The following is a 24585-nucleotide window of genomic DNA, read 5'->3' as shown; positions in this document are numbered from 1 at the left end:
CGGTCTTTTGTGTACGAGTCATCAGTCAAGGGTCACGCAGTGATACGGACAGGTCAGCGCAGTAGCGTCAGCAATTCGAGCAGCAGTCACCTGGATATCGCTAGCCACAGTAATGGCGGCAGCAGTACGAGCAACAACAGCAAGCCCGCGCGCGGCCGGCAGCCGTCTGGCGGTTCTCGGCTTGAGCGCATCGCCAGAAGCGTGGTGATGGCGCTGACAGTGCCCGTGCTGTTGGGCGCTGCGGCCAGCAGTCAGGCGGATGCGGTGATCGCCAGCTGGAATCTCAAGCATGCCGGCTGGAACAACGGCAAGCATCTCGAGCAGGTCGCGGCGGTGGCAAGCCATATGGACCTGATCGGCCTGCAGGAGGTGATGAAGGAGGAGGTCGTCAGCGAGCTCGAGCAGCAGCTTGAGGCGCTGACCGGCGATGAGTGGGACAGCCTGGTCAGCCATGCGGTAGGGCGCAGCACCTATACCGAACGTTACGCCTATCTGTATCGCGACAAGACGATCGCCTATCAGGGCGGGGCTACCGTCTATCTCGATCCCGAGGATGTGTTCTCGCGTGAGCCGCTGCTGGCCACCTTCGTCGACAAGGACAGCGGGCGGGCCTTCAGCGCCGCCAACGTGCATATCGTCTATGGCGACAGCAAGGCGGATCGCGCGCCGGAAATCCGTGCGCTGGCGGATATCTACGACCTGATGAAGGAAATCTCGCCCGGCACCCCGGCGATCATCATGGGCGACTTCAACATGGCGCCGGATGAGCCTGCCTGGGGAGACCTGCGGACCCTCGGCCTGCGCCCGCTGATCACCGAGGGGGCGACGACGCTCTCCAAGACCGATGGCCGCTATGCCTCGCTCTACGACAACATCTGGTATGTGCCGAGCGAATGGCCCAGCGCCAGCGGCGATGTGTTCCGCTTCCCGGACTATCTGGGCATCAGTCATGAGGCGGCGCGTGCCGATGTCTCCGATCACGCCCCGATCTATCTGTCGGTGACCGGCGAGACACTGGCGTTGCTGCCGCTGGACGGCGGCCAGCCGCAGGCGGCGGGCACAGAGGTGGCCAGTCGTGTATCCAACGCCTCCAGTTCGGCGAGTCAGACCTGTATCGACCTCAATACCGCCAACGCTGATCAGCTGGATCGCCTGCCCAATATCGGGCCGGCACGCGCGGCCGATATCATCCGTCAGCGTCCATGGAGTTCCAGTGGTCAACTGACCCGTATCAGCGGCATCGGCAAGGGCACGCTCAGCGAGATCGTCGCCAGTGGCATGCTGTGCAGCTGAGCTGTGTTTAGAGCGGGTCTGAGCCTGAAGAGACCGGTATCGGTCTCACTCGAAAATGACGAAGCCAGCCATCACGGGGATAGCGTGATAGCTGGCTTCGTTGCCTTGAGGCGGGCAGGCCGTCTTCCTGGTGCCGTCTGAGGTCAGCTCAGATACTTCTCGAACCAGGCAAGGGTTCTGTCCCAGGCGAGCTTGGCGGCCTGTTCGTCATAGCGCGGGGTGGAGTCGTTGTGGAAGCCGTGGTGGGTGTCCGGGTAGATGTAGGCCTCATAGACCTTGTCGTGCTCCTTCAGCGCGGCTTCATAGGCGGGCCAGCCGGCATTGACGCGCTCATCGTGCTCCGCATAGTGCAGCAACAGCGGGGCCTTGATGGCGGCGACTTCCTCGGCGCGCGGCTGGCGGCCATAGAAGGGCACGGCACAGGGAAGCTCCGGATAGGCCACGGCGGCGGCATTGGAGACGCCCCCGCCATAGCAGAAGCCGGTGATGCCGATCTTGCCGGTGGTGCGGTCCTCGCTCATCAGGTAATCGATGGCGGCGAAGAAGTCGTTCATCAGCTTTTCAGGGTCTACCTGTGCCTGCAGCTCCTTGCCCCTGGGGTCATTGCCCGGATAGCCGCCCACCGAGCTCAGCCCATCCGGGGCCAGCGCGATATAGCCGGCCTTGGCCACGCGGCGCGCCACGTCCTCGATATAGGGGTTGAGGCCACGATTCTCATGCACCACCACCACGCCCGGCAGCGGGCCGCTGGCCTTGGCGGGCTTCACCAGATAGGCGCGCACCTCGCCGTGGCCCTCGGGGGACGGGTAGGTGATGTATTCGGCGACGATATCGGGGTCGGTGAACTCGACCTGGGAGGCCAGCGCGTAGTCGGGGCTCAAGCTTGCCAGAATCGAGGTGGCCGTCATGCCCGCAACGGCAAAGGCCGCCGCGCGATCCAGAAACTGGCGGCGAGTGATGTTGCCATGCACATATCCGTCGTACAGCTCCAGCAACTCGGGAGCAAAATCACTTTGCAGTGAGGCGGGCCATGTCAGACTCCTGAGCAAGAGAAGGGGCGAGCGAGTCTTGAACATAGCAACCCGCCATGACGCTACCAAGTTTTTGCCGGCCTGTTCACCGAGTCTGTCATTTTCCGGGCCTGACATTTTCTGAGTCAGGTATTTGCCGAAGCGTGCGTGAGCAGGGCGGGTGTGGGAACCACTGGTGTAGGAAGGACTGGCGGCGCCGCATGGCTGGGTTGAATGGGCGTGAGCCGAGTCGCGTATATCGCCAGCCGCGGCCGTGCGCATTGTGACTGCAGGCGTCAATCATTATCATCTGCGCATGATTCATGCTGATAGCCGAGCTGCCTGGCGGCTCCGGTGGGCCCTGATGCATGGAAGTTCACTTCCTCCTCCTAGTGGCAGACCTTGCTGGTGATTGAAAAAAGTCCGATGTCTCCCCCCGCGCACGCTCAGGCCTCAGCGCCTGAGTCGTCGCCTACGCTCGCCCAGCAATACCGGCGCTTCGCCTGGAAACGTGTGGTGATTCTCGCCGCGCTTGGCCTGGCACTGCTGTTGGCCATCCTTGGCGACATCATGACCGGCCCTGCCGATCTCGCGCTGTCTGATCTGCTGGGCGAACTCATCAATCCCGGTTCGCACGGGCCGATCAATGAAGCCATCGTCTGGCAGATTCGTCTGCCGACGGCGGTGATGGCGGCGCTGGTCGGTGCCGCTCTGGGGCTTGCGGGCGCCGAGATGCAGACCGTGCTCAACAACGCCCTGGCCAGCCCCTTCACGCTGGGCGTGGGCGCCGCGGCGACGCTTGGCGCCTCGCTGGTCATCATCCTGGATGTCGCCTTGCCGGGACTGCCGCCCAGCTACACCATCGCGCTGATGGCCTTCGTGTTCGCGGCGCTGTCGATTCTGGCCATCGATGCCGTGGCCTCGCTGTATGGCGCCAGTCGCGAAGTCATCGTGCTGTTCGGCATCGCGCTGGTCTTCGTGCTCAACGCCGTCAATGCGCTGGTGCAGTTCGTGGCCAGTCCCGATGCGCTGCAACAGCTGGTGTTCTGGACCATGGGCAGCCTGTCGGAAGCCTCGTGGGAGCGAGTCGCGATCATCGCCAGTGTGCTGGTCGTCTGCCTGCCCTTCGCCATGCGGCGTGCCTGGGCGCTGACAGCGCTGCGTGCCGGGGAAGACCATGCGCGCAGCTTCGGCGTGCCGGTCACCCGTCTGCGCCGCACGGCGCTGTTGCGCGTCAGCCTGCTGGCGGCAGTGGCGGTGGCCTTTGTCGGCACCATCGGCTTCATCGGCCTGGTCGGGCCGCACATGGCGCGTCTGGCGCTGGGGGAAGACCATCGCTTCTATCTGCCCGGCAGTGCGCTGGCGGGGGCGCTGGTGCTGTCCCTGGCCGCGACGGCCAGTGAGTCGCTGGTGCCCGGACTGGTGCTGCCGGTGGGGATCGTGACCTCGTTGATCGGCATCCCCTGTTTCCTCGGCTTGCTGCTCGGTCAGCGCAGGGGGCAGGGATGAGCCATCACGTCTTTGATTCGCAAGCATCCTTGAAGATCTCGCAGCTGACCACCGGCTATCAGCGGCGCATGATCTTCGATCAACTCGACCTGCCACCGCTGCCGGCGGGCTCATTGGTCGGTGTGCTCGGGCCGAATGCGGTCGGCAAGTCGACCTTCCTCAAGGCGATTGCCGGCATGCGCCCGGCCAAGGGCGACATCCACCTCGGCGAGCTTGCGCTGTCGTCGCTGCACGGGGCAAACCGCATGCGTCATGTCGGCTACCTGCCGCAGACGCTGCCGCAGCCAACCAGTCTGGTCGTCTATGAAGCCGTGGCCAGCGCCTGTCGTGCGGCGCGTGCCGAACTGAGCCGCGAGGCCACGGATTCGCTGGTCGAGCAGGTCTTCGCACGCCTGTCGCTGCATTCGCTGACCTTCCGGCGCATGGACACGCTCTCCGGTGGCCAGCGTCAGATGGTCGGTCTCGCCCAGGCGCTGGTGCGCCAGCCGCAACTGCTGCTGCTGGATGAGCCGACCAGTGCGCTGGACCTGCGCTGGCAGCTGGCCTTGATCGAAGGCGTGCGCGGTGTGGTGCAGGAGCAGCAGGCCATCTGCCTGATCGCGCTGCATGACATCAATCTGGCGCTGCGTTTCTGTGATCAGATCATCCTGTTCGCGCCCTCCGGCCTGTTGGCCACCGGGGCCCCGCGGGAGGTGATCACTGCCGAGCATCTGCGTGAGGCCTACGGTATCGAGGCACGGATCGAGAGCTGCTCGCTGGGCCATCCGGTGGTGCTCACCGACCGCGTCGCCGACTCGGCTCACGCCGATATCGGCCATATCACGCGCGATGTCGGAGCCAGACGATGATGGCGGTGCGCAAGACTGAGCTCAGAAGCGAGTCCAGAAGACTGGCAGGCGCCTGCCTGCTGGCACTCGCCAGTGTCTTCGCAGGCGCTTTCTCGAGCGCGCCGGGCAATCTTGCCCATGCCGCCGAGCCGGTCGCCAAGGTGCAGACCCGGGCCAGCTTTCCGCGTCAGGTCACGGATCTCGCCGGGCGCGAGGTGACGCTTGCGGCCTCACCGCAGCGCATCTTCCTGGCCCAGCCGCGCCAGCTGTATGCGCTGCTGACGCTATTGGATGCGCCGCTTGAGCGTATCGTCGGCTGGGCCTACCCCTTGGCGGTGTTTGACCCGGCGATGACCGAGCGTCTTGAAGCGCGCTGGCCGCAACTTGCCACGCTGCCAGCGCTGAGTCGCGCCTCGACGCCGAGCCTCGAGGGCGAGGCCCTGCTGGCGCTGACGCCGGACCTGGTGCTGTTCGATCTCTCCCAGCGCTCACGTATCGAAGGCTCGCCGCTGGCGGCGCTGCTGGACGAGGTCGGCACTCCCTATCTGTATGTCGAGTTCAATCATCATCCGCTGCAGGATGCTCCGGTCAGCGTGCGCCTGCTGGGTGAGGTGCTCGGTGTCGAGGCGCGTGCCCGCGAGGTGGATGACACCATCGCGGCGCATCTGGCGCTGATTGACGAACGTCTGGCGACGATAGCCGAACGGCCGCGTGTGCTGATCAACATCGCACCGGGCGTGAAGGTGGATTGCTGTCGTACCAATCTGCACAACGGCGTGGCGGACCTGGTCACGAGGGCCGGTGGGCGCAATCTGGCCGCTGAACTGGCGCCGGTCAGCGGTGCCACCCTCAGCAAGGAGTGGGTGCTGGCACACCCGCCCGAGGCGATTCTCAATACCGGCGGCCAGTGGGCCAAGGGCGATGGCCTGCGTGCCGGCATCGGCATCTCGGGGGGGGATATCCAGCACGATCTGGCGCGCATGGTGCAGACACTGCCCGGCTGGCAGTCGCTGGATGCCGTCAAGCAGGGCCGGGTGATGGCGCTGTGGCATGGCTTCCACCAGGGGCCCTATGCCATCGTCGCGCTGGAGGCCATCGCGCGCTGGTTGCACCCTGAGACCTTTGCCGACCTCGACCCCATGGCCACCTTTGCCTACCTGATGAATGACCCGACGCTGTCGCGCGGCAGCGGCCACTTCTGGGGCCAGCTGGCGCTCGAGGCGCCTGACACGACCCGATGAGTTGATCGGGGCTGGTGCTCGGGGACGGAAGTCTTATTTTCTACTTGAGGCTTTCCTGAAACGATGGGGCGACGTTGTCATCGCCTGATGAAGATATCGGGCCAGCGACGGGAGGCCGCATGTCAGAGCAGGATGACCGCAAGCCCACAGCGACGGTCAGCCCGGTGCGCAGTGCGCAGCTGGTGGCGATCGTCCTGGCGCTGATCGAGCTGTTCCAGGGAGATTGGCAGGGCGCCCTGCTGCTGGGCGGGTTAGGTTGGGTGATCGGGCTTTTCAAGCATCCGCGCTGATAGGCGGCGCGAATGGTACGTCTTTTCCGTGACAGGAAATCAGGGGGTAATGTGGCCAAGACACGCATGGTGACCCAGTTCGGCATGGGCACCTCCATTCGCAGCCAGAACTACACCGAGGCGGCGGCACGTGGCATCCGCGATGCCCTGTGGCACAACTCGCTCAACGTGGCGGACGCCTTCGGCTTCCCCAAGGAGGCGATGCTGATCGAGGTCGAGATCGGCGTGCAGCAGCCCGACAAGGTCGACAGTGATGCCCTGCTGGGCATCTTTCCCTACGGTCAGCCCAGTGTGCGCGTGGTCAAGGGCGGGCTGGACGTCGCCAAGCCGGATGGCAGCGGGGTCAGCGTGATCGCCAATGTCGCCATCATCGTGTCATTCGACATGGCGGCCACTTCTTCCACGCCCGGGCAATCGGCAGGAGGTCAGTCATGAGCGAGCAACGCATCATTCTCGAGATGGGCACCGGCAATGACCTCTACGGCATGGACTACACCAAGGCCGCCTGCCGTGCGGTGCATGATGCCCTGCATCATTCCTCCATCGTGATGTTCCAGTCACTCGGCATCGATCACCACCAGATGCGCGTCGAGGTCACCATCGCGGTGCAGGAGCCGGACGCCGTGGATGCGGACGTGGTGGCGCGCGAGCTTCCCCGTGGGCGCGCCGAGGTGACGGTGGTGCAGGGTGGCCTCAATGTGCATGACGAGGTCAGTGGCCAGACGCATGTCATCGCCTCGGCCGCCATCGCCGCCATGCTCGATATCGACCACGACGCCTGGCAGCTGTGTCAGTCGTAGGCGAGCGCGCTGACTGAGGTCGTGGCGTGAGGCGACTGGCTGAGGTTGTGGCATGAGGCGACCAACAAAGAAAGCCCCCGTGCGTCAGTGACGCACGGGGGCTTTGCGGTTCAGGCCAGGTGGCGCAGGCGCTGATTACAGCGAGCTGATGCGCAGCACCGGCTTGACGGTCAGGCCTGATTTCGAATCCGCGAAGGCCTGTTCGATGTCATCGAAGTCATACATCTGGATCAGCTTGTCGAAGGGGAAGCGGCCTTCCTTGTAGTAGCCGACCAGACGCGGGATGAAGACGCGCGGCACGGCGTCGCCTTCGATCACGCCGATCATCGACTTGCCTTCCGCCATCAGGTCGTGGTGCACGTCCAGGGTCACATCGTGGGTCAGGCCGACGATGGCAGAGGTGCCCAGCGGACGCAGTACCTGCAGGGAGCTGCGTACCAGCATCGGCACGCCGGTGGTCTCGAGGGAGAATTCGCTGCCGCCATCGGTGATGCGCTTGATCTCGCCGACCAGGTCCTCGGTCTTGCCGTTGACACTGTGGGTCGCGCCCAGCTCATGGGCCAGCTCCAGACGGCTCTCGTGCAGGTCGACCGCGATGATGTTCTTGCAGCCGGCGATTTTGGCCGCCATCACGGCACTCAGGCCCACGGCGCCACAGCCGAACACGACGAGACTGTCACCGAAGCCCGGCTTGAGGCGATTGAGGATGGTGCCGGCGCCAGTCTGAATGCCGCAACCCAGCGGACCCAGCAGGGCGAGATCGACATCGCTGTCGACCTTGACGGCATTGCGCTCGCTGACCACGGCGTGAGTGGCGAAGGACGACTGGCCGAAGAAGGTGGCGATGTCATGGCCGTCACAGCTCAGACGCTTGCCGCCATCATCCATCACACCGCCGAAGTTGAGCTCACCGCCACGCTCGCAGACGGTCGGGTGTCCGGTCAGGCAGTGGCTGCAATGACCACAGTGTGCGAAGGACAGCACCACATGATCGCCCACTTCCATGTCGCGGACATTGTCACCGATCTGCTCGACCACGCCGGCGCCTTCATGGCCGAGCACGATCGGATAGGGGGCGATGCCCAGGTCGCGTGCGGCGGCGTCGGTATGGCAGACCCCGGTGGCCACGACACGTACCAGAATCTCGTCACCCTTGGGGGACGCCAGTTCGACGTCCTTGAGGTCGAAGGGCTGGCCTTGGGTGGCGGTGACGGCGGCGCGAATTTTCATGGTGTTGATCCCGTTGATGATCGAGTGATGGCGTGATGGCGTTCTTCAGAGGCGTCCCGGGGCGGCGTGCCCTCTGGGACGGTTCTCTTGACTGTTTCAGGGCTGTCGCAAGGCGCTCAGGACTGTCTAGCGTCGTTCAAGACTGTCCCAAGTCGCTCAGGGCTGCTGGGTCGTGACATGGGCAATCACGGACATGCCGATGCGTACCTTGTCGAAGTCGGGCTGGTTCGGCTCGAACACTATCTTGACCGGCATGCGCTGGGTGATCTTGGTGAAGTTGCCGGTGGCGTTCTCGCTGGCCACGGCCGAGAAGGCGCTGCTGGAGGCCGGTGCGATGCTGTCGACATGGCCAGTGAAGGTCTTGCCCGGCAGGCTATCCAGCGTCATCTCGACCGGTTGGCCCGGCTCCATCTCGGCCATCTGGGTCTCGAGATAGTTGGCGACGACATAGGCTTCCTTGTGCGGCACGATGGCCAGCAGCGAATCACCCGGTTGCACGTAGGCACCGACACGCAGTGAGCGCTGGGTGACGATGCCGTCCTTCGGCGCACGAATGACGGTATAGCCGGTGTTCAGTTCTGCCTGCTCGAGCGCTGCACGAGAGCGTTCGACCTCGGCCAGGGCTTCCACGCGCTGGGCTTCAAGGACGCCGATCTGCTTTTCCGCCGAGCGCTGAGCCGCCTGGGCCTGCACGAGATTGGCTTCCCAGATGCCCTGCTGTTCATCGGCCTTTTCCTTGTCCTGCTGGGAGGCGGCGTTGGTCATGCGCAGGCTGCGGTAACGCTTGGCATCATTGCGCGCATAACGCAGCGAGGCCTGGGTGGACTTCACTTCGGCGATGGACTGCTGCACGACGGCGTGCTGACGCTCGATGTTGGCATCCAGGTCACCGACCGCTGCCTGCTGGGCGGCGAGATCGGCCTGGGCGGAGTGCAGGGAAGCCTGGTAATCGCGGTCATCCAGCGTGGCCAGGATCTGGCCTTCCTTGACCACTTCGTTGTCTTCCACCAGCACCTTGTCGATCTGGCCTGCGACGCGTGTGGTCACCATCACGCTATCGGCGCGCACATAGGCATTGTTGGTGGCTTCGCGGCCATCGTGGCCCTTCCAGTAGAGGCCCGCGTAGGTCGCGACCAGCAGGAGCGCCAGAACGCTCAACAGTAGGGTGGTACGTGTCTTGTTCATGTCGGTGTCGTATCTCGTCGTCTATGTCGAAGAAGGGGGAAGTGGCTGAATCCTGGCTGGCGGGCAGCCGCCGGCTTTGTCTGTATCTATGCCCCGGAGGGTTGTGCTTGAGGGGGCTGAGACTGAGAGGGCTGAGCCTGAGGGGGCTGAGACTGAGTGCGCTGTGCTGGCTCTGGTTGAGGTGCCGGTGCCGGCGCCGGTTGTGGCGGATAGGCGCGGATCGGCAGCACCATGACCAGTATCAGCAGCGCCACCACGAAGGGGATGATGGCGAGGTAGGCATCCGCATAGCTCATCACGGAGGCCTGCTCGGAGATGCGCGTGGTGATATCGCTTGCCGCATCGACCTGGATGAGTCCGGCGGGCTGATTGCCCTGCAGGCCGAGTGCCTCGCCCAGGCGGGTGGTGTGCAGGGCTTCACGCGTGACGAGGAAGCTTCCGTAGACCGTGGAGGCCACCACCGTGAACAGGGCGCGCAGCGAGTTGACCATCGCGGTGGCGAACGGCCCTTCCAGCGGGCTGAGTGCCCCGGTGGCATTCATCAGCAGCGGTACCACCACCATCGGCTGGCCCAGGGTGTTGAGCACCTCGATGAGATAGAAGTTGTCGCGATTCCAGTCGCTGGTGAGCTGCGAGCCCAGCAGGCAGCTGATCAGGATCAACACCAGGCCCGTGGCCATCACGTAGCGGCTGTCGACGCTCTTGCGGTTGATCAGTGTCGCCACCAGCGGTGCCAGCAGCAGCTGCGGCAGGGCCATGGTCAACATGACCGGGAACAGCTGCATGGGGCGATAGCCCTGCACTTCCCCCAGGAAGGCGGCGGGAATGGTGCCGGCGGCCAGGGTCAGGAACATGAAGGTACACAGGGTGATGATGCCGAAGGCAAAGTTGCGGCGTGCCAGCAGCTGCAGCTTGTAGAGCGGCATCGGGTGGAACCACTCATGGATCAGGAAGGTCACGAAGACCAGCCCGCCCGTGGTCAGCAGGGCGACGATCAACGGCGAGTTGCCCCAGTCGAGTCGCTCACCCTGGGTCATGCCGGCGACCAGCGCGCAAAGGGCGGTGACGCCCAGCAAGGCACCGAGCCAGTCGAACTGCTTGCAGCGTTCCAGCTTGAGCGGGTCCTGCGGCAGGCCCCAGGAGACCAGCGCGGCGGCGAGAAGGCATACCGGCGCGGTTTCCCAGAACACCAGATTCCAGTCGCCCAGGTCGCCATAGAGAGCGGCCAGCGGTGCCGACAGATAAGGGCCGAAGGTGGCCGTCATCGCATAGGCCGACAAGCCATAGAGCTTGCTGTGCCACGGCAGGAAGCGCAGCGCCGACATCATCAACAGCGGCAGGATGCTGCCGGAGGCCAGGCCCTGTGCCACGCGCAGCCCCGCCATCAGCGGGAAGCTGTCGGCCAGGGGCACCAGCAGCGAGAACAGGGCCAGTGACAGGCAGGCACCGATCGCGAAGCGGCGCAGGCTGAAGGTGACGGCCAGCCAGCCGGCGAGCAGCATCATCGAGACTTCCGCCGCGCTGTAGATGGTGGTCAGCCAGCTGCCCTCATCGTGGGAGAAACCGAAGTGTCCGACCACATCCGTCAGGACGGTCTGCGTGACACGCTCTCCCACACCGGACATCAGCGATGCGAGCAGAATGCCCACAAGACCGAGTGCGAGTCGTAGATTGAAGGGTTGAGGAGCGGCCACTGTAGAGTTCCCGTTTTGAGGTGAAGCGCTAGACACCTTGGGGGTGTCTCGTTATGCGGTACACTGTACCACTTGGTGGTTTCGTTAGGCAAGTAGTTAGCTTGTTAAGGAGTTGTGTCTGTGTCCACAAGAGAAGGTAGTGGCGTGCAGGTCGTGGCCAGGGTGGCGGCGATTCTCAAGAGTCTGGAAGGCAGTGAGCAGGGCATGAGCCTGGGGGAGATCGCCGCCAAAAACGATCTGCCGCGCTCGACCGTCAAGCGGCTGGTCGATGCGCTGGCCCAGGAAGACCTGCTGGAAATCCACGGCCATGGCGGGATACGGCTCGGCTCTGCGCTGATGCGGCTGGCGCGCCATAGCCAGCTCGATATCACCACGCATGCCAAGTCGTTTCTGGAGGCGTTGAGCGGCACCACCGAGGAAACGGTGGTGCTCTGCAGTCTGAGCGGCAACGAGCTGCTGATACTGCACTCGGTGTTGTCGCCGCTGCCGCTGCGGGTATCACCGATGGCCGGCAATTTCCTGTCATTGCATGCGACAGCCAGCGGCAAGGTGCTGCTCTCGCATCTCGAGGATGAGCAGGTGGAGCGCCTGCTGGGCACGGAACTCACGGCCTACACGAACAACACCCTCGCGATGCCGGCACTGCTGACGCAACTGGCCGAGGTGCGTCGCACCGGCATTGGCCATGATGAGGACGAGCATATGCAGGGGGTTGGCGCGATCGGAATCGGCCTGGAAACCAGCCAGGGTCATTACTCCGTGTCCGTGGTCGGCCCCTCGTGGCGCATCAGCGAGCGCAGGGCGGAGATTCAGGCCGCGCTGCAGGCGACACGTGACGAGATGCTCAAGGCCTTTCGTTCACTCAAGTGAGCGCGTCCCGCCAAGGCGGCAAGATGCCGTGTGCGGCGGCGGATCGAATGGCGAGATAGTGGAAAAAGCGAATAGAAAGGCAGGCACAAACACGCCGCCCGTCCGAATGGGCGGGCGGCGTGTTTATACGAGGCAGCACTCAGAGACAGAGCTGAGAAACTGAGTTTGGAAAGAGAGTTTGGAAAGAGAGTTTATAAAGAGAGCCTAGAAAGAGAGTTTATAAAGAGAGCCTAGAAAGAGAGCTCAGAGGCCAAAGCTCGCTCAGGCCTCTCTGGCCGCGATCAGCTGGTCCGCCAGGGTCATCAGCTCCGCGGCGATGAAGTCCGGGGTCGGCACATTCTCGGCGGGTAGCACGGCATTGTGCGGGCGCGTCAGCAGGGCACCCTGCATGCCGGCGGCCTGGGCACCGATGGTGTCCCACACATGGCAGGCGATCATGCACATGTCGCCCAGCTCGACCTCGAGCTGCTCGGCGACATGCTGATAGGTGGCCGGCGCCGGCTTGAACTGCTTGACGCTGTCGACGCTGAAGTGCTGCTCGAAGGCCTCGCTGATACCGGCCTTCTCCAGCGGCGTCGGGGAGGCACCTGCGGGGGAATTGGTCAGCGTCACCAGGCGAAAGCCGGCCTGCTTGAGGCGCTCAAGCGCCGGGGCGACATCGGGATGGGCCGGCATCTCGGCCATGCGCGACTTGAGCTCATCGATATCGCCATCCGCGAGTCTGACCTGATGGATGTCAGCGACCATCTTCAGGGCGCCCATGCCGAGCGCCCCGAAGGGGGTATAACGTTGTGAGAGCGTCATGGTCTGCGAGTACAGCACTAGTTGTGCGAACCATTCACGCAACACGCTTTCATCACCGAACACGCGTGCGAACAACGGCGAGAGAGTGGTGATGTCGAGCAGTGTCTCGTTGACGTCAAATACCAGTACGTCGGGAAAGGTCGTGTCAGACATGGTGACTCCTGGGGTGATATTTCAGACATGCAGTGGACGCGAAGCGAGGTAGCAGGCCGACGGGGAGCGTCAGGGGGTCAGTGCCAGCGGATCAGCGCTGGCAAGCCCGCGTCACTTTCTTCATGACGCAAGACTACCCGTTGTTGAGCGATTGCTCAAATCATGGCCGTTGGCAGTGTGATGACGCCGGTCAGAGGTCTGGAATGGCACCGGCAGTCTCAGCGCCAGACGGCGGTCGATATTTTCATGATCAAATGTTGTACAAAGATTGAATTTACGCCATATTGCGTCGCAGAAGGGCTGAAAAAACCAAGAAAACAGCAGGGGTAAGGGACAATGAGCAATATCGCTATCTGGATGGGGCTTGGCTTGGCCGTCACCTTTGTGCTGTTGGCGACTGGCGTCTTTGACAAGCTACTGACCCGCATCGAGCAGGATGATTCGGCGCGCAAGATGGAATGATCTGTTGGCGGTAACAGCCGAAGGGATTCACGTAAAACCCACCCTCCAGGGTGGGTTTTTTCATGCCCGTTTGGCGACAGAGCCTGCAGGGTGTGCGCGCTTGATGGTTTCGCGAGTCTGAAGCCGGCTCGCCATCGGTCAGCGAATGTAGTCTTGCGTATCGCTGTGTAATCATGGAGAAGTGATTTGCTATCGGGATGTTCGTCGCGGTCATGGTGACTGGCGAGTCGCGATGAGATCAACGTGCTGAACACGCCAGCGAGTTACCACTGGTTAACGTTTCGAGAAATGTCGCCCACAAGAGAGAGTTGTACAGATATCACATCATGGATAGTGTGAGTTCAGCGGGTTTTACAGAGTATGAGGGATGTTCACACCCGTAATGGTTACCTGAACGCGTGTGATCATTGCCGTGAATTCAATCAGTGTGGCTCCAGGGAATCGAATCATGGATGAGAAAGCCAACGCCGTTCTGTCCTGCCCGGTATGTAACTGCCTGAGCATGGATTACCAATATCATGAGCGCTCTGATGATTACCTGGTGCACTGTGGTGAGTGTGCCGAGTTCATCGGCACCTGGTCGTTGTTGCAACGTGAGCTTGCAGTGCAGAAGGCACGGATTGCCTTGCTCAGTCCGGAACTCGCCAGTCAGAGTCTTTACCGTCGTGTGCGCAGCATGCCCGTCATCCACTGAGGCGTGAGCGGGTGGGCTTTCGCTGAGCTCGCCCGACAAAGGTCATCGTGTGTTGCTCTCGAAATTCCTGTCGGGATGTCTCGAGCACAAATGTCAGATACAGCAAGGCCCCGCCATGGCGGGGCCTTGCTGTATCTGACGTCTGCGGCCGTGCTCAGTTCTGGTAGGCACCGGCTGCGTAGGTCATTTCATAGCTGTGGCTATAGACCTCGAGGATGTTGCCGAACGGGTCTTCCATGTAGACCATGCGGAACGGCTTCTCGCCCGGGAAGTACTCGCGTACCGGCATGCGCTGCTTGCCGCCGGCGGCGACGATGCGCTCGGCCAGTCCTTCGACGTCCGGGTCCTGGACGCAGAAGTGGAAGATGCCGGTCTTCCAGTACTCGAAGTTGTTTTCCGGCGTCTCGTGGTTCGGGAATTCGAAGATCTCGACGCCGATACGGTCGCCGGTGGACAGGTGGGCGATGCGGAAGCTGCCCCAGCCCGGACCGAAGACATCGCTGCACATCACGCCGATGGCGGAGTCATCTTCGGTGATGGTGGTCGGCTCCATCACCACGTACCAGCCCAGCACTTCGGTGTAGAACTTGACTGCGGCTTCCACATCACCAACGGACAGGCCGATGTGGGAGAAGGTGCGCGGATACGGTGTGTTCTTTTCGTTGCTCATGAGTCACCTCGATATGTGAGTCGTGAAGGAAATGGCTCGGTCACTGCCTGCGTGACGTTGGAAGCCATCTTGGGCGTCATGAGCAATAATGAAAACTACGTAGCTGTTATGATAATGATAAGACTTGCTTATGGTGATGTGGGTTCACCGTCGCAGACTTGCTGATGCTGCCACCCTGATTCTTCCAGCCTCCAGGAGCTTGAATGCTGCAACCCCAATGGCTACGCACCTTTCGCACCCTGGTGAGTGTCGGCAACTTCACGCGCACCGCGGAGCAGCTCGATCTGACCCAGGCCGCTGTCAGTCAGCATGTGCGCCAGCTGGAAACCCGGCTTGGCACGCTGTTGATTCGTCATCCGCGCAAGATCGAACTGACGCCGGCCGGCCATGCACTGCTGGATTTCGCGCGTGAGATGGAAACCGCCGAGCAGCGCCTGACCCAGCGGCTGGCGGGCAATGAAGACAGTCATGGCGACATTCGGCTGATCACGCCGGGCAGCATTGGCCTGGCGATCTATCCGCGCTTGCTGGCGCTTCAGCAGGAGTCGCCGGGTCTCAATGTCCACCATCGCTTCGCGCCGACGCGCGAGGTGGTGGAGGCCGTGTTGGAGAATCGCTTCGAATTGGGGATCGTCACGCTCAAGCCTGATGACCCGCGTCTGAGCGTGACGGAGTGGGCGCGTGAGCCCCTCGAACTGGTGGTGCCGGTGGGAGTCGAGATCCATGACTGGGGGGATCTCGAGACATTGGGCTTCATCGATCACCCGGATGGTCAGGACATGGCCTCGCGCCTGTTGAGTCGGCGCTTTCCGGGCAATCCGGGTATCAGCTCATTGCCGCGCAGTGGCTCCACCAACCAGATCAGCCTGATTCTGGAGCCGGTCGCCCGTGGGCTGGGCTTCAGCGTCGTGCCGCGCCATGCCCGCGAGGCCTTCCCTGATCATCAGGCCATCCGGGTGGTGCCACCGCCTGAGGGCAGCACGGAGGTGGTCGATACCCTGTGGCTGCTCACGCGAGCGGAATGGCCGCTCTCGGCGCGCGCCAGACGGGTGTTGGAGTATCTGGAGGCGTCGCTGTAGCGCGCCGAGGCATCAGTGCTCAGACCTCGGCGCACTGATCAACTTATGGAACAGTTCATGGAGCAGCTCACGGCTGGCTCAGCGCATAGACCTGTGCCGTCAGGGTGCTGCCATCTTCCAGCGTGATCGTGGCCGGCTGGCGAAGGTATTCGCTGCCTTCGAAATCATCCAGCGCCTGCCAGTGATCGGCCAGGTTGTCGGAGGAGAAGACGTGACCGCGGATGGTGTCGCCCGCCTCGTCCAGTCTCAGCCCCGGAAAGCCCATCTCAGCCCCCCAGCCAGCTGCCTCCAGGCGGCCCTTGAGGGTGCCGGGTGTCCAGCTGCCGCCAATGTTGAGCATGACGTGTTCGTTGGGGCCGCCCGGGCCCAGGGTGCCGTAGATGAAAAGATGCTGCATGGGAGTCTCTGTCGTTCGTCGGGGGAGAAGCCTGTCTCGGCGGCGCGCGCCGGACGGAGCGAGGGCTTGCGGCAACTCACGGCTGCCTTGAGGTAGGCCCCGGAATCTCGAGGCCGGAAAATTCGCGTGTCAGCCAGCGGGTGATCGGTTGGATCACGGCGCTGTTGGGATGGCGGACACTCATGCGATAGCCGTGGCGGTCCCGCGAGATATGCGGCGTCAGGGCGATCAGCGAGCCGTTGTCGAGCAGGTCCTGGATGACGTGGCTCCAGCCCAGCGCGACGCCCTGATGATTGACGGCAGCATTGAGCGTCAGCGGGAAGTTGTTGTAGGGGAAGGCCTTGTCGAGGCGCGGCACCGGCAGCCCCGCATGGCGGCACCAGGTGGCCCAGTCCAGCCAGCGGGTATCGCGCATGTCCAGATGCAGCAGGGTGATGCGCGACAGCGCCTCGGCGTCCAGTCCCTTCTCGAGCCCATGACGCCGCGCGTAGTCCGGGGAGCAGACCGGGAAGGCGCGCTCCGCGACCACCAGCGTATCGCGATGATCACCCGTCAGCGGCGGGCCGAAGCGGATCGCGATGTCGGCCTGCTGCATCTGCGGGTCTTCATCGCGATCGATCGGCAGCAGCGTGAAGTGACAGTCGGGAAAGTCCTGTTCCAGCCGCTCCAGGCGCGGGCGCAGCCAGACATGTGCAAAACCGGCGCCCGCGGCGATGGTGATACGCGGCGTCGGCTTGTGCACCTTGCGGCGTGCTTCCGTGACGGCGCTGCATACCTTGCCCAGCCCGCCTGCCAGTTCGGCATGGAAGCTCTCGCCGTAGTGGTTGAGGATCAGCCGGCCGCCCTGGCGATCGAACAGCGGATGGCCCAGATGCTCCTCCAGCGCGCGGATGCGCTGGGAGATGGTGGGTTGGGTGGTATCCAGCTCACTGGCGGCGGCCGTCATCGACCCCAGACGGACCGTCACGTCAAAGGCGACCAACCCGCGCAGGGAGGGCAGGTCATCCAGAGGGCTTGCGCTTTCCAGCGGCGCTGGGGAGCTTGTCTTTCGGGCCGGCACGAGAGTCCTCACTGTGATGCGCTGTCGCGGCGCTCCTTCCGTACTGTACGGCCTGGCTGATGGCTAGGGCGATTGCCTGGATGAGGCATGAGAAGGCATCAGCCAGCAACTACCGGATACGAACAGGAGTGCCGCCTTGTATAGGCGGCACTTATACGCGACGCAGCGAATGACATCAACGCTCAGCCCGGCGGATCAGGCCATGAGGTCGCAACGGATCCTGACCAGCGTCGCATCGGATCCTGATCGAGGCGTCGCTGGTCCTGATTGACGCGCGGCTGATATCAGTCGGTGTCGCGCTCGGCAATCCGCGCATGCCAGGCGGCAATGCTCTCTTCGGGATACTCGGCGTGATGAGCATCACGCGCTTCGTGCGCGACTTCCACCCAGTTGGCCTTGCTGTCGAGCATGATGTGGACATGCTCCGGCGGCACGGGCAGCGGGGTGTCGATCGCCCCCGCCTGAGGGTGAATCAGCTCCGGCCAGCGGGCATCGTAGAGCCACAGCGCACTGCCGCAGCGCTTGCAGAAGTGGCGCTCCGCCGGACTTTCGACCCCGTCAGTCACCGCGTGATAGATGGAGAGATTGTCCCGGCCTTCCACCTTCAGGGTGTTGGCATCGCCCGCCAGATTGATCGCGTAGCCACCGCTGCCCGCCGTCTTGCGACAGATCGAGCAATAGCAGCGCTGATACGGATAGGGGTGCGGCGATTCGAGCTGGAATGTGACGGCCTTGCAGTGGCAGGAACCTTCAAGCTGCATGAGGAATCTCCCTTGTGATGCATGAATGAGGACGCTGGCACTGACTGGCCATGCATCGCCCGAAGGGCAATGTTACTCCATCCGGGCGCAAGGCGGCGGGCCGCCATTCATCACTTGCCACGATCAATCCATCACTAGCCACGATCCATCCATCTCTTGCCACGAGCCAGCAATCGCTATCCGTGCCGCGCGTGAGTCTCACTGCGGCAGGGCGTAGACATAGGCCTCGAGTTCACGATTGTCATCGAGAATGACGGTGGTGACGGTGCGCTGATAGATGGGGCCCTCGAAGTCATCGAGGGCATCCCAATGCTCGGGCAATTGCGCCGAGGAGAACACGTGGCCGCGTATCACCTGGCCCGTGTTGTCGACGACCAGCCCCGGGAAGTTGTGCTCATCGCCGTGATCGGTGTTTTCCAGTCGGCCGCGTAGATAGGCCGAGCTCCATTCGCCATCGATATTGGCGATGACATGTTCGTTTAGGCCGCCGGGGCCCAGTGGACCGTAGATGAAGAGATGTTCCATGCGTCTGCCTGTCGGGTTGGGGAAGGGGGGGATGATCCGCGAGGGAAAGACGGCCGTATCGGCACCGCCTTCATTGACGCTGACGTTAGCCAATGATGATGAAGGTTGAGTGGCGAGGTTCAACCCCTTGTTGACGTGAAGCACTCAACGCAACGCCCACAAACCAGATTGCCCCCACTGGGCGGGCCAGTGGGGGCAATGGTCAAGCGGGGGAGAGGAGCAGGTCAGGCGCGTTTCACGCCCCCGCCTTCACACGCTCAGACGCGGCTGTCGAAACCGCCGGCCGGCTCTTCGCCGATCACGTCCGGATCGAAGGGCTTGCGCGCGAAGACGCGACGCAGTGCCGGTTCGAAGTGCTCCAGCGGCGGGGTCGGGTAGTCGGGATCGAAGGCCGCCTGATCATAACGCTCGCAGAAATCCACGCACTTCTGATACCAGGGATGGTCCTTGTAGATCTCGCGCTCGTTGCGGTCCTCGCCGTAGAAGTGACCGTAGTAGAACTTCTGGAACAGTCCATGATGATGGATGATCCAGGTCACTTCGGCACGCACGTACGGGCGGATGATGGCGGCGGCCAGCTGCGAGTGATTGTAGGGCGCCAGCTCATCGCCGAGATCATGCAGCAGGGTGGCGACGACCAGGTCGTCATCGGCGCCATCGGCCTCGGCGCGCGCCGCCGACTGCAGGGAATGCTCCAGACGGCTGACCTTGTAGCCGCTCAGGCCATCATCGAGCTTGCGCAGGGCAAGCTTGAGGCGCTCCACCAGCCCTTCATTGAACTGATCTTCAAGACGCTCGAGCAACGCATAGTCTTCTGCGGTGCCGTCCTTCATCTGGGTGAATGAAACCTGATCCATTACGCCATTTCCTCACGGTTTTCTTGTTGTGCCTGCTGCTGACGCTGACGCATCAGGGTCGTGGCGAAGCGCTCACGCGGGCCATCGCTATCCATGTAGCAGCCCTGCAGGTGGCGGTGCCCCTCATTGGTGTCGAACGCCGTACGGCCATGCAGCACGCGGGTGTTGTCGAACATCATCAGCTCTCCGGATTCGAGTTGGAAGCGAATCTCGTTGGCCGGGTCCTGGAACAGCTGCCCCAGACGCTGGCGGGCCTGATGGTAGCGGCGAGTGTTTTCCAGCGACATGTGCGGCAGATGATCGAGGCGCGGGCTGTAGTTGACGCCGATGGGTTCACCATCGGAATTCTCGCGAATCACGCAGCGACGGGTGGTCAGCTCGGTGCCGGCGTCCAGGAAGCGGAAGCCGACCGGCGTGGTGCGCAGCAGTTCATAGCCTTCCGGCATCTCGGCCTTGAGCTGCTTGAGCGCATTGAGGCTGTCGACCAGCGTGGACAGGCCGCCGGTGGTCTCGTTGACCAGGCAATGCAGCATCTGGATGCCCGGCACCGGATCACGATACGGGTTGTCGGTGTGCGGCCCGAGCGCCACGCTGCGGTAGGCCAGGTCATTGCCCGTCGGACGCGAGTACACCTCGAAGTAGCTGCCGAAGTTGGTGTCCTTCACGTAGCCGAAGTGACCGGCCACTTCCAGAATGCGCTCCGGGTCGGTCGGCACGTTCTGCACGATGATGTAGCCAAAGCGCAGATAGGCCTTCAATGCCTTCTGGAAGTCCTCATTGTTGCCCATCTTCTCCCAGTCGACGCGCTGCGCCTGCTGATCGATGCTCGCATCCCAGCTTTCCGGCTTGGGGAACGGCGTGATGCCCTGCAGTTCATGCGCCAGCATGGTGAGGTCATACACCTCGCAATGCCCGTCACTGAAGGTGAATTCCACGTGCGTCTCGTCGACCGGGCGCGCCGCGGTCAGCTCGAGGTTGACGTCGATGGCATGCGAATCGAACAGACGCTGGGTGGTCACCTCATCGAGCTGCTCCGGGTCCTGGGTGCGCTCGCGCAGCCACAGCGGGCTGACCGGCTCCAGGCCTTCGGCTGTGATCAGGTTCAGTGACAGCGGCGACTCGCTCAGGGTCAGCGGCAGCGCGTCGGACAGGGCATTGGTCAGGGACATGCAGGCATCTCTCCATTAGCACGGTTGTATATCGTGGCCATTATGGGAGCGAGGCATGGGACCTAAGTAGGGGGTGAGTGTTATCGGAGGGTATGCATTTTTCTTATGGGGTGGATAGAACCCGAGAAAATGGCTCGTGAAGTGTACTGGTGAATTGATACAAGGGGTCAATGATGTTCACTTCGAGCCGTTGCAGGGAACAGTCAACTGACTTGCCTGTTTCCTGCAGTGCGCTGCAGTGGAGGTGAGCTCTGAAAAGTTGTTCGTTTCGGTGTGTAGTTTCAGAGATTTCTGGCACTGACTTCGGTCAGACCTGATGTAATCCCAATTATTTTATGTGCTTAATTAAATCAATCACTTGCTGTAGGGCAATAGGTGCGAAATCGCACTTTGTTGTCATATGGTAAGCCATTCTAGTGGTCAGCGTTTCTTGTCATTCAGTAAAGCTTGTCGATTTTATGAGTTACGTCAACAGGTTATGTTGGCTGCAGGAGGTGTGAGTCGAGCGCAGTGCGCTGACCGGAAATTTCCGTCTCTGAGGGCATATCGAGGGGTGTGGAGCGAGGATAAGTGAGGTGACATCGTAACGCGGTGCCATGGTGAAAGGGAAATGATTTGTGGTTTTTTATTATGATGAGCGCCGCATTATATAGGGTTTATTGCGTTCGTTATTTAGGGTATGGATATAAGGGATGACGACTGATTACGCCGTATCGTGGCTTTTATCCGGGAGGCCCAGCGTATTGCGCTGACTCTCTGGGCAGATATCTCCGATGGGATAGCCCTACCCGAGTGGTCTTCACGAGCCGCTATCCGGTCAGGCCGAGGTGGGGACGGACCATGGAATATGACCAGTAGTCCTCACGTCGGGAAGGGGAGCAGAGGTGTCTTCATGCGGCAGCAGGTGGCTGTCCTCAAAGGACATCGCCTCCTCCTGATGGTGGGTGTGTCGTTCCGTGTTCGACCAGGAGGATAGGAAAGAGGACGCGACGATGGCCTGACAGCCTTTCACGTATCGCGCCCTGTGGCTGGCATGCCTACTGTGTCATCTGACGTGCGGTAGCCGCAGCGTGATGGAGGCGTCTGGACAGGTTTCTGGCGCCTGAAGGGGGAGGCCGCCTATCCACCCGACGTACCGGCCTCTCTCGAGAAAGGCCGGTACGTCGGGTGAAGCGGTGTGGGGCGATAGACACTCTCGCCCGATTCGTCATGTGAGGAGAATCACGTGCGTGATGAAGTCGTGAGAGAAATGGATCCCCGAGAGCAGTCCCTGATCTGTCTCGGGCTGGCGTCTTCCTGCTGCTAGCGAAGGTGAATGATAGGGTGGGAGAGTGCCGGGTGGCCGTCTGTGTGGAGGCAGCAACGCATCCCCCTCTGCTGTGACGTCGAAATTTGGGGCTTGGCGTACCGGTAGCGCACGAGACGAGCGCTGGACGGGGCTGCCGGCGAAGCTTGAGTACTGGATTCGCGAGTGTGGCTCCGGCAGGTCTTCCAGCACGCGCTTGGCATAGCGTTCCAGCAAGGGGTCTTGGAGCATATAGAAGTCACAGCGTGCATCATGGTGGCGCTGACGACGAATGATGCGGCCCAATGCCTGGCGAAAGTACTGCTCGGTCTTGATATGGCTCAGATAACAACACACGCGAAGCCGCGGTAAGTCGACGCCTTCGCTGACCATATTGACGGAGACGATCCATTGCGTCCGAGCCTGCTGAAAGCTCGCTAACCTCTCGTGGGCATCAGGTGACTGGCTGGTAACCAGGCAGGTGGTATACCCCTGCTGCTCCAGCAGACCCGCAATGGCGTTGGCATGGGCAATATCGGATGCGATCACCAGTCCACCTGCCTGTGGATCTTGCTCCCGCCATCGAACCAGGCTGTTAGCGGCCAGCATCAGAAGATGCCTGCTGAGCTCGCGATGGCGTACCAGACTCGCATACGGCACCTTGGGATGCCGCATCAGTGCGGGGAGGCTTTGGTAGCGCTGTACCGTCGTGTGATAGGTGCTTGCTGTCCTGGTTCGCAGCAGAATGTCGCGATTATCCAGCAGATGAATCGTTGGGGTTCTGCACACTTGATCGTCGATGGCGTCTCGCAGCGAGTAGACGAAGTCTGGAACCAGGCGACGAGACGGGCGGTGCGCAGCCTTGGGCGAGGATGTGTCGTGCTCATGGTAGTGCAATAGCGGGAGACAGCTGCCATCTGTCCGCCACGGCGTGCCGGAAAGCGCGAGGGTGAAACGAACGTGTTGCTCAAGGCACAGCAGGGCTTTCCCCCATTGATTCATCCCCGAGGTATGCTCGCCATCGAGGCTGGTCTGGCTGGCGGCATGATGACTTTCATCCCAAACCATCAAGACTCGGTCTCGCTGACAAAGCGTCTTCAGCTCCTCGAGTCGATGATGAAGCGCCTGATAGGTCACGCAGGTGCCCACGTCGTTGAGGTTCCCTCGCAATGGGCGTCCCAGCACCTGTTCAAACTGCGTTCTTGCATGCTGAACGACCGCCGTTGTCGGGCCCAAGTAGAGAACCCGATCGATGCTGCCATTGAGTATCAGCTCTTCGGCCAGAACCGCCGACATCAGCATCTTTCCGGCCCCCGGGGTGGCTTGACACAGGAAGTGAGGGCGGTCCTCACTCAATGTCTGCAGTGCGGTTTCGATACATCGTGCCTGCCAGCCACGCAAGGGGGGAGTTGCCCCGCCCTTCAGTAGACGGTTTTGCGATCGACGTCTCATGTGTCGCCCTCCGTCGTCGGTTGTTCGGAGAGGGTGAGGAATGCCTTGTAATACGCCTTTGCCCGGATCGCCCTCGCGGCAGCCTGCTCTCGGCAATGATGAAGCGGGTGGCACCATTTCGGCTTTTCGTTCAGCAGAAAGTCGAAACACTCGATCATGCGTTCGCTCTCTTCCAGGGTGATGAGTTGTTGACGTGCCAACTCCTTCAAGCTGCGCTTGTCCTCGTCAGTGAATTCAGGATCGGAGGCTGGGGAGGAGGTGGAAGGCATCTCGGTCTTGGTCGCCTCAGGCAAGAGAGGCGTGGCGGAGAGGGGGGCGGTTCGATTGACGGCACGTGGTCCCGTCGGAGGGCAGAGCATTTGAAAGATCTTGCGTTTCTTGCCCTGGATACCCACCTCGATGGCGAACCCTTGTTCGATGCAGGTCTTCAAACGTTTGGCGATAAATTTATACAGAGAGTTCTTGTTGATGGTGGTGAGCGATGCTTCCGCTAATAGGGCATCTCGACACGTCACAATCGTGAAGTGAGATTTCTGTTCGGCATAATCACTCAGAAGAGGGATCAATACTCGATTGATACGTTCACTCTGGGGGCACGTGTTGTTGTCAACGGGAAGGTTGTCAGCATCCCGGAAGATATTGGTATACGATGCGTTCGAGTCTGTCATGGAGGTCAACCTCGGATCGATAATCATGAATTGGATCATGGTCCTGACAAGTGGTTGTCAGTTATTTCGACCTTACGACAGCGAGTGATTCTGGGAAGTCGATCTTCAGAACGCGGATTCCTCACGATTTCATTCTGAGCGACAGAGGTTAAATTGTTGGGGAAGCAAGCTTGTGATGTTTTAACCTGTTGTTATAAAAGGATTTTTGGTGTTCGGCGTGCAAATGGTATTGGGTTTACAGAATGGAATCGTGAGGATGGAGAAGCTCAATGCACTATGTAGAGAAGTAAATTGATTGGTTGCCATGAAATGAAAGCGGAGAGGGGTAGCAGTCGGAAGACGTTGGGGAGGCGACATTTCATGTTGCCGCGATTTGTTATCCACTTTCAGATGAATGCATTCCAATAAGAATGTTGACAAGCCCGCAAGAGTCTTCAGTGACATATCTCCGTCGATGGAATAAAAGAAGGTTGTCGAGACATCAGTCAGGTGTTCCATCATGATGGATAACGCGCTTATCTGTCTGGGTGAGGTGTGGTCTCAGTCTTTGCAAGCCGATGAGATTACGCGAAGGTCCAGGGCGGTGGCTTACGACATGAC

The 24585-nt window shown here is 61.7% G+C and carries 25 protein-coding genes; 11 read left to right on the top strand and 14 right to left on the bottom strand.

The window, feature by feature from the left end; genetic code table 11:
• Positions 1 to 207 precede the first annotated feature (207 nt).
• Positions 208 to 1293, top strand: a complete 1086-nt coding sequence (locus H2O77_RS11705) for an endonuclease/exonuclease/phosphatase family protein (protein WP_215823148.1) — start codon at positions 208 to 210, stop codon at positions 1291 to 1293.
• Positions 1294 to 1436: 143 nt separating this feature from the next.
• Here H2O77_RS11705 and yghX read toward each other — a convergent pair whose 3' ends face one another.
• Positions 1437 to 2369 carry a YghX family hydrolase gene (gene yghX, locus H2O77_RS11700; RefSeq protein ID WP_215823147.1) on the bottom strand — a complete coding sequence of 311 codons (933 nt, stop codon included), beginning with the start codon at positions 2367 to 2369 and terminating at the stop codon, positions 1437 to 1439.
• Positions 2370 to 2729: 360 nt separating this feature from the next.
• On the opposite strand from yghX, the gene H2O77_RS11695 reads away from it, so the two are divergent.
• The 6 genes from H2O77_RS11695 to H2O77_RS11670 all read left to right on the top strand — a co-directional run bounded on the left by H2O77_RS11695 (position 2730) and on the right by H2O77_RS11670 (position 6970).
• The gene (locus tag H2O77_RS11695) at positions 2730 to 3812 is read left to right on the top strand and encodes an iron ABC transporter permease (protein WP_215823146.1); all 1083 of its coding nucleotides are present in this window, start codon (positions 2730 to 2732) and stop codon (positions 3810 to 3812) included.
• A complete protein-coding gene (locus H2O77_RS11690; RefSeq protein ID WP_215823145.1) occupies positions 3809 to 4660 on the top strand; it encodes an ABC transporter ATP-binding protein in 852 nt (283 codons plus the stop codon). The genes H2O77_RS11695 and H2O77_RS11690 overlap by 4 nt, the downstream gene beginning before the upstream one ends.
• Positions 4657 to 5880 carry an ABC transporter substrate-binding protein gene (locus H2O77_RS11685; protein ID WP_240548594.1) on the top strand — a complete coding sequence of 408 codons (1224 nt, stop codon included), beginning with the start codon at positions 4657 to 4659 and terminating at the stop codon, positions 5878 to 5880. Before H2O77_RS11690 ends, H2O77_RS11685 begins: the two co-directional genes overlap by 4 nt.
• 119 nt (positions 5881 to 5999) lie before the next feature.
• Positions 6000 to 6170: a hypothetical protein gene (locus H2O77_RS11680; RefSeq protein ID WP_153636178.1), complete on the top strand. Its 171-nt coding sequence runs from the start codon at positions 6000 to 6002 to the stop codon at positions 6168 to 6170.
• 51 nt (positions 6171 to 6221) lie between these two features.
• Entirely contained in the window at positions 6222 to 6605 is a 384-nt protein-coding gene (locus tag H2O77_RS11675; protein WP_215823144.1) for a Lin0512 family protein, read from the top strand.
• Complete coding sequence (locus H2O77_RS11670) at positions 6602 to 6970, top strand: Lin0512 family protein (protein ID WP_215823143.1); 369 nt, start codon at positions 6602 to 6604, stop codon at positions 6968 to 6970. The genes H2O77_RS11675 and H2O77_RS11670 overlap by 4 nt, the downstream gene beginning before the upstream one ends.
• A 135-nt stretch (positions 6971 to 7105) precedes the next feature.
• Here H2O77_RS11670 and H2O77_RS11665 read toward each other — a convergent pair whose 3' ends face one another.
• The 3 genes from H2O77_RS11665 to H2O77_RS11655 all read right to left on the bottom strand — a co-directional run bounded on the left by H2O77_RS11665 (position 7106) and on the right by H2O77_RS11655 (position 11079).
• Positions 7106 to 8200: an NAD(P)-dependent alcohol dehydrogenase gene (locus H2O77_RS11665; protein ID WP_215823142.1), complete on the bottom strand. Its 1095-nt coding sequence runs from the start codon at positions 8198 to 8200 to the stop codon at positions 7106 to 7108.
• A gap of 156 nt (positions 8201 to 8356) precedes the next feature.
• Complete coding sequence (locus H2O77_RS11660; RefSeq protein WP_054556224.1) at positions 8357 to 9385, bottom strand: HlyD family secretion protein; 1029 nt, start codon at positions 9383 to 9385, stop codon at positions 8357 to 8359.
• 86 nt (positions 9386 to 9471) lie between these two features.
• Positions 9472 to 11079, bottom strand: coding sequence for an MFS transporter (locus tag H2O77_RS11655; RefSeq protein WP_215823141.1), 1608 nt, complete (start codon positions 11077 to 11079; stop codon positions 9472 to 9474).
• Between the two features lie 120 nt (positions 11080 to 11199).
• Between H2O77_RS11655 and H2O77_RS11650 the strand changes: the two genes are divergently transcribed.
• Positions 11200 to 11949, top strand: a complete 750-nt coding sequence (locus H2O77_RS11650; protein WP_215823140.1) for an IclR family transcriptional regulator — start codon at positions 11200 to 11202, stop codon at positions 11947 to 11949.
• Positions 11950 to 12210: 261 nt separating this feature from the next.
• On the opposite strand, the gene H2O77_RS11645 is transcribed toward H2O77_RS11650, so the two are convergent.
• Entirely contained in the window at positions 12211 to 12906 is a 696-nt protein-coding gene (locus tag H2O77_RS11645; protein WP_215823139.1) for a haloacid dehalogenase type II, read from the bottom strand.
• Positions 12907 to 13242: 336 nt separating this feature from the next.
• On the opposite strand from H2O77_RS11645, the gene H2O77_RS18080 reads away from it, so the two are divergent.
• Entirely contained in the window at positions 13243 to 13368 is a 126-nt protein-coding gene (locus H2O77_RS18080; RefSeq protein WP_276315204.1) for a hypothetical protein, read from the top strand.
• A 448-nt stretch (positions 13369 to 13816) separates the two neighbouring features.
• A complete protein-coding gene (locus H2O77_RS11640) occupies positions 13817 to 14062 on the top strand; it encodes a hypothetical protein (protein WP_043333917.1) in 246 nt (81 codons plus the stop codon).
• 154 nt (positions 14063 to 14216) lie between these two features.
• Here H2O77_RS11640 and H2O77_RS11635 read toward each other — a convergent pair whose 3' ends face one another.
• Positions 14217 to 14732, bottom strand: coding sequence for a lactoylglutathione lyase family protein (locus tag H2O77_RS11635; RefSeq protein WP_043333918.1), 516 nt, complete (start codon positions 14730 to 14732; stop codon positions 14217 to 14219).
• Positions 14733 to 14935: 203 nt separating this feature from the next.
• On the opposite strand from H2O77_RS11635, the gene H2O77_RS11630 reads away from it, so the two are divergent.
• Entirely contained in the window at positions 14936 to 15811 is an 876-nt protein-coding gene (locus H2O77_RS11630) for a LysR family transcriptional regulator (protein WP_215823138.1), read from the top strand.
• Positions 15812 to 15878: 67 nt separating this feature from the next.
• Here H2O77_RS11630 and H2O77_RS11625 read toward each other — a convergent pair whose 3' ends face one another.
• From H2O77_RS11625 to H2O77_RS11590, 8 genes are all read right to left on the bottom strand, one after another.
• Complete coding sequence (locus H2O77_RS11625; RefSeq protein ID WP_215823137.1) at positions 15879 to 16208, bottom strand: gamma-glutamylcyclotransferase family protein; 330 nt, start codon at positions 16206 to 16208, stop codon at positions 15879 to 15881.
• Between the two features lie 76 nt (positions 16209 to 16284).
• Entirely contained in the window at positions 16285 to 17268 is a 984-nt protein-coding gene (locus tag H2O77_RS11620) for a LysR substrate-binding domain-containing protein (RefSeq protein ID WP_165873978.1), read from the bottom strand.
• Positions 17269 to 17552: 284 nt separating this feature from the next.
• Positions 17553 to 18029, bottom strand: a complete 477-nt coding sequence (locus H2O77_RS11615) for a GFA family protein (RefSeq protein ID WP_054556217.1) — start codon at positions 18027 to 18029, stop codon at positions 17553 to 17555.
• A 198-nt stretch (positions 18030 to 18227) separates the two neighbouring features.
• Complete coding sequence (locus tag H2O77_RS11610; protein ID WP_054556216.1) at positions 18228 to 18554, bottom strand: gamma-glutamylcyclotransferase family protein; 327 nt, start codon at positions 18552 to 18554, stop codon at positions 18228 to 18230.
• A 257-nt stretch (positions 18555 to 18811) separates the two neighbouring features.
• Positions 18812 to 19411 (bottom strand): HD domain-containing protein, encoded by a 600-nt coding sequence (locus tag H2O77_RS11605; protein WP_054556215.1) that lies wholly within the window; start codon positions 19409 to 19411, stop codon positions 18812 to 18814.
• Positions 19411 to 20580 (bottom strand): TauD/TfdA family dioxygenase, encoded by a 1170-nt coding sequence (locus H2O77_RS11600; protein WP_054556214.1) that lies wholly within the window; start codon positions 20578 to 20580, stop codon positions 19411 to 19413. Before H2O77_RS11600 ends, H2O77_RS11605 begins: the two co-directional genes overlap by 1 nt.
• A gap of 1207 nt (positions 20581 to 21787) precedes the next feature.
• The gene (locus tag H2O77_RS11595; protein ID WP_215823136.1) at positions 21788 to 23317 is read right to left on the bottom strand and encodes a DEAD/DEAH box helicase family protein; all 1530 of its coding nucleotides are present in this window, start codon (positions 23315 to 23317) and stop codon (positions 21788 to 21790) included.
• The gene (locus H2O77_RS11590) at positions 23314 to 24012 is read right to left on the bottom strand and encodes a hypothetical protein (RefSeq protein ID WP_215823135.1); all 699 of its coding nucleotides are present in this window, start codon (positions 24010 to 24012) and stop codon (positions 23314 to 23316) included. The genes H2O77_RS11595 and H2O77_RS11590 overlap by 4 nt, the downstream gene beginning before the upstream one ends.
• Between the last annotated feature and the right edge of the window lie 573 nt (positions 24013 to 24585).

It is taken from the genome of Cobetia sp. 4B (assembly GCF_018831605.1).
GTDB classification, from domain to species: Bacteria; Pseudomonadota; Gammaproteobacteria; order Pseudomonadales; family Halomonadaceae; genus Cobetia; species Cobetia amphilecti.
The sequence above is the reverse complement of the archived record's forward strand: the minus strand, read 5'-3'. Positions and strand labels throughout refer to the sequence as shown.

What these genes read in the sequence shown, in the direction of transcription:
- H2O77_RS11610 (WP_054556216.1), bottom strand. Translation starts at nt 18,554, where the DNA reads ATGGAACATCTCTTCATCTACGGTCCACTGGGCCCCGGCGGCCTAAAC.
- H2O77_RS11685 (WP_240548594.1), top strand. Translation starts at nt 4,657, where the DNA reads ATGATGGCGGTGCGCAAGACTGAGCTCAGAAGCGAGTCCAGAAGACTG.
- H2O77_RS11690 (WP_215823145.1), top strand. Translation starts at nt 3,809, where the DNA reads ATGAGCCATCACGTCTTTGATTCGCAAGCATCCTTGAAGATCTCGCAG.
- H2O77_RS11680 (WP_153636178.1), top strand. Translation starts at nt 6,000, where the DNA reads ATGTCAGAGCAGGATGACCGCAAGCCCACAGCGACGGTCAGCCCGGTG.
- H2O77_RS11635 (WP_043333918.1), bottom strand. Translation starts at nt 14,732, where the DNA reads ATGAGCAACGAAAAGAACACACCGTATCCGCGCACCTTCTCCCACATC.
- H2O77_RS11660 (WP_054556224.1), bottom strand. Translation starts at nt 9,385, where the DNA reads ATGAACAAGACACGTACCACCCTACTGTTGAGCGTTCTGGCGCTCCTG.
- H2O77_RS11630 (WP_215823138.1), top strand. Translation starts at nt 14,936, where the DNA reads ATGCTGCAACCCCAATGGCTACGCACCTTTCGCACCCTGGTGAGTGTC.
- yghX (WP_215823147.1), bottom strand. Translation starts at nt 2,369, where the DNA reads ATGTTCAAGACTCGCTCGCCCCTTCTCTTGCTCAGGAGTCTGACATGG.
- H2O77_RS11600 (WP_054556214.1), bottom strand. Translation starts at nt 20,580, where the DNA reads ATGTCCCTGACCAATGCCCTGTCCGACGCGCTGCCGCTGACCCTGAGC.
- H2O77_RS18080 (WP_276315204.1), top strand. Translation starts at nt 13,243, where the DNA reads ATGAGCAATATCGCTATCTGGATGGGGCTTGGCTTGGCCGTCACCTTT.
- H2O77_RS11705 (WP_215823148.1), top strand. Translation starts at nt 208, where the DNA reads ATGGCGCTGACAGTGCCCGTGCTGTTGGGCGCTGCGGCCAGCAGTCAG.
- H2O77_RS11695 (WP_215823146.1), top strand. Translation starts at nt 2,730, where the DNA reads ATGTCTCCCCCCGCGCACGCTCAGGCCTCAGCGCCTGAGTCGTCGCCT.
- H2O77_RS11665 (WP_215823142.1), bottom strand. Translation starts at nt 8,200, where the DNA reads ATGAAAATTCGCGCCGCCGTCACCGCCACCCAAGGCCAGCCCTTCGAC.
- H2O77_RS11625 (WP_215823137.1), bottom strand. Translation starts at nt 16,208, where the DNA reads ATGCAGCATCTTTTCATCTACGGCACCCTGGGCCCGGGCGGCCCCAAC.
- H2O77_RS11645 (WP_215823139.1), bottom strand. Translation starts at nt 12,906, where the DNA reads ATGTCTGACACGACCTTTCCCGACGTACTGGTATTTGACGTCAACGAG.
- H2O77_RS11595 (WP_215823136.1), bottom strand. Translation starts at nt 23,317, where the DNA reads ATGAGACGTCGATCGCAAAACCGTCTACTGAAGGGCGGGGCAACTCCC.
- H2O77_RS11605 (WP_054556215.1), bottom strand. Translation starts at nt 19,411, where the DNA reads ATGGATCAGGTTTCATTCACCCAGATGAAGGACGGCACCGCAGAAGAC.
- H2O77_RS11615 (WP_054556217.1), bottom strand. Translation starts at nt 18,029, where the DNA reads ATGCAGCTTGAAGGTTCCTGCCACTGCAAGGCCGTCACATTCCAGCTC.
- H2O77_RS11670 (WP_215823143.1), top strand. Translation starts at nt 6,602, where the DNA reads ATGAGCGAGCAACGCATCATTCTCGAGATGGGCACCGGCAATGACCTC.
- H2O77_RS11640 (WP_043333917.1), top strand. Translation starts at nt 13,817, where the DNA reads ATGGATGAGAAAGCCAACGCCGTTCTGTCCTGCCCGGTATGTAACTGC.
- H2O77_RS11590 (WP_215823135.1), bottom strand. Translation starts at nt 24,012, where the DNA reads ATGATTATCGATCCGAGGTTGACCTCCATGACAGACTCGAACGCATCG.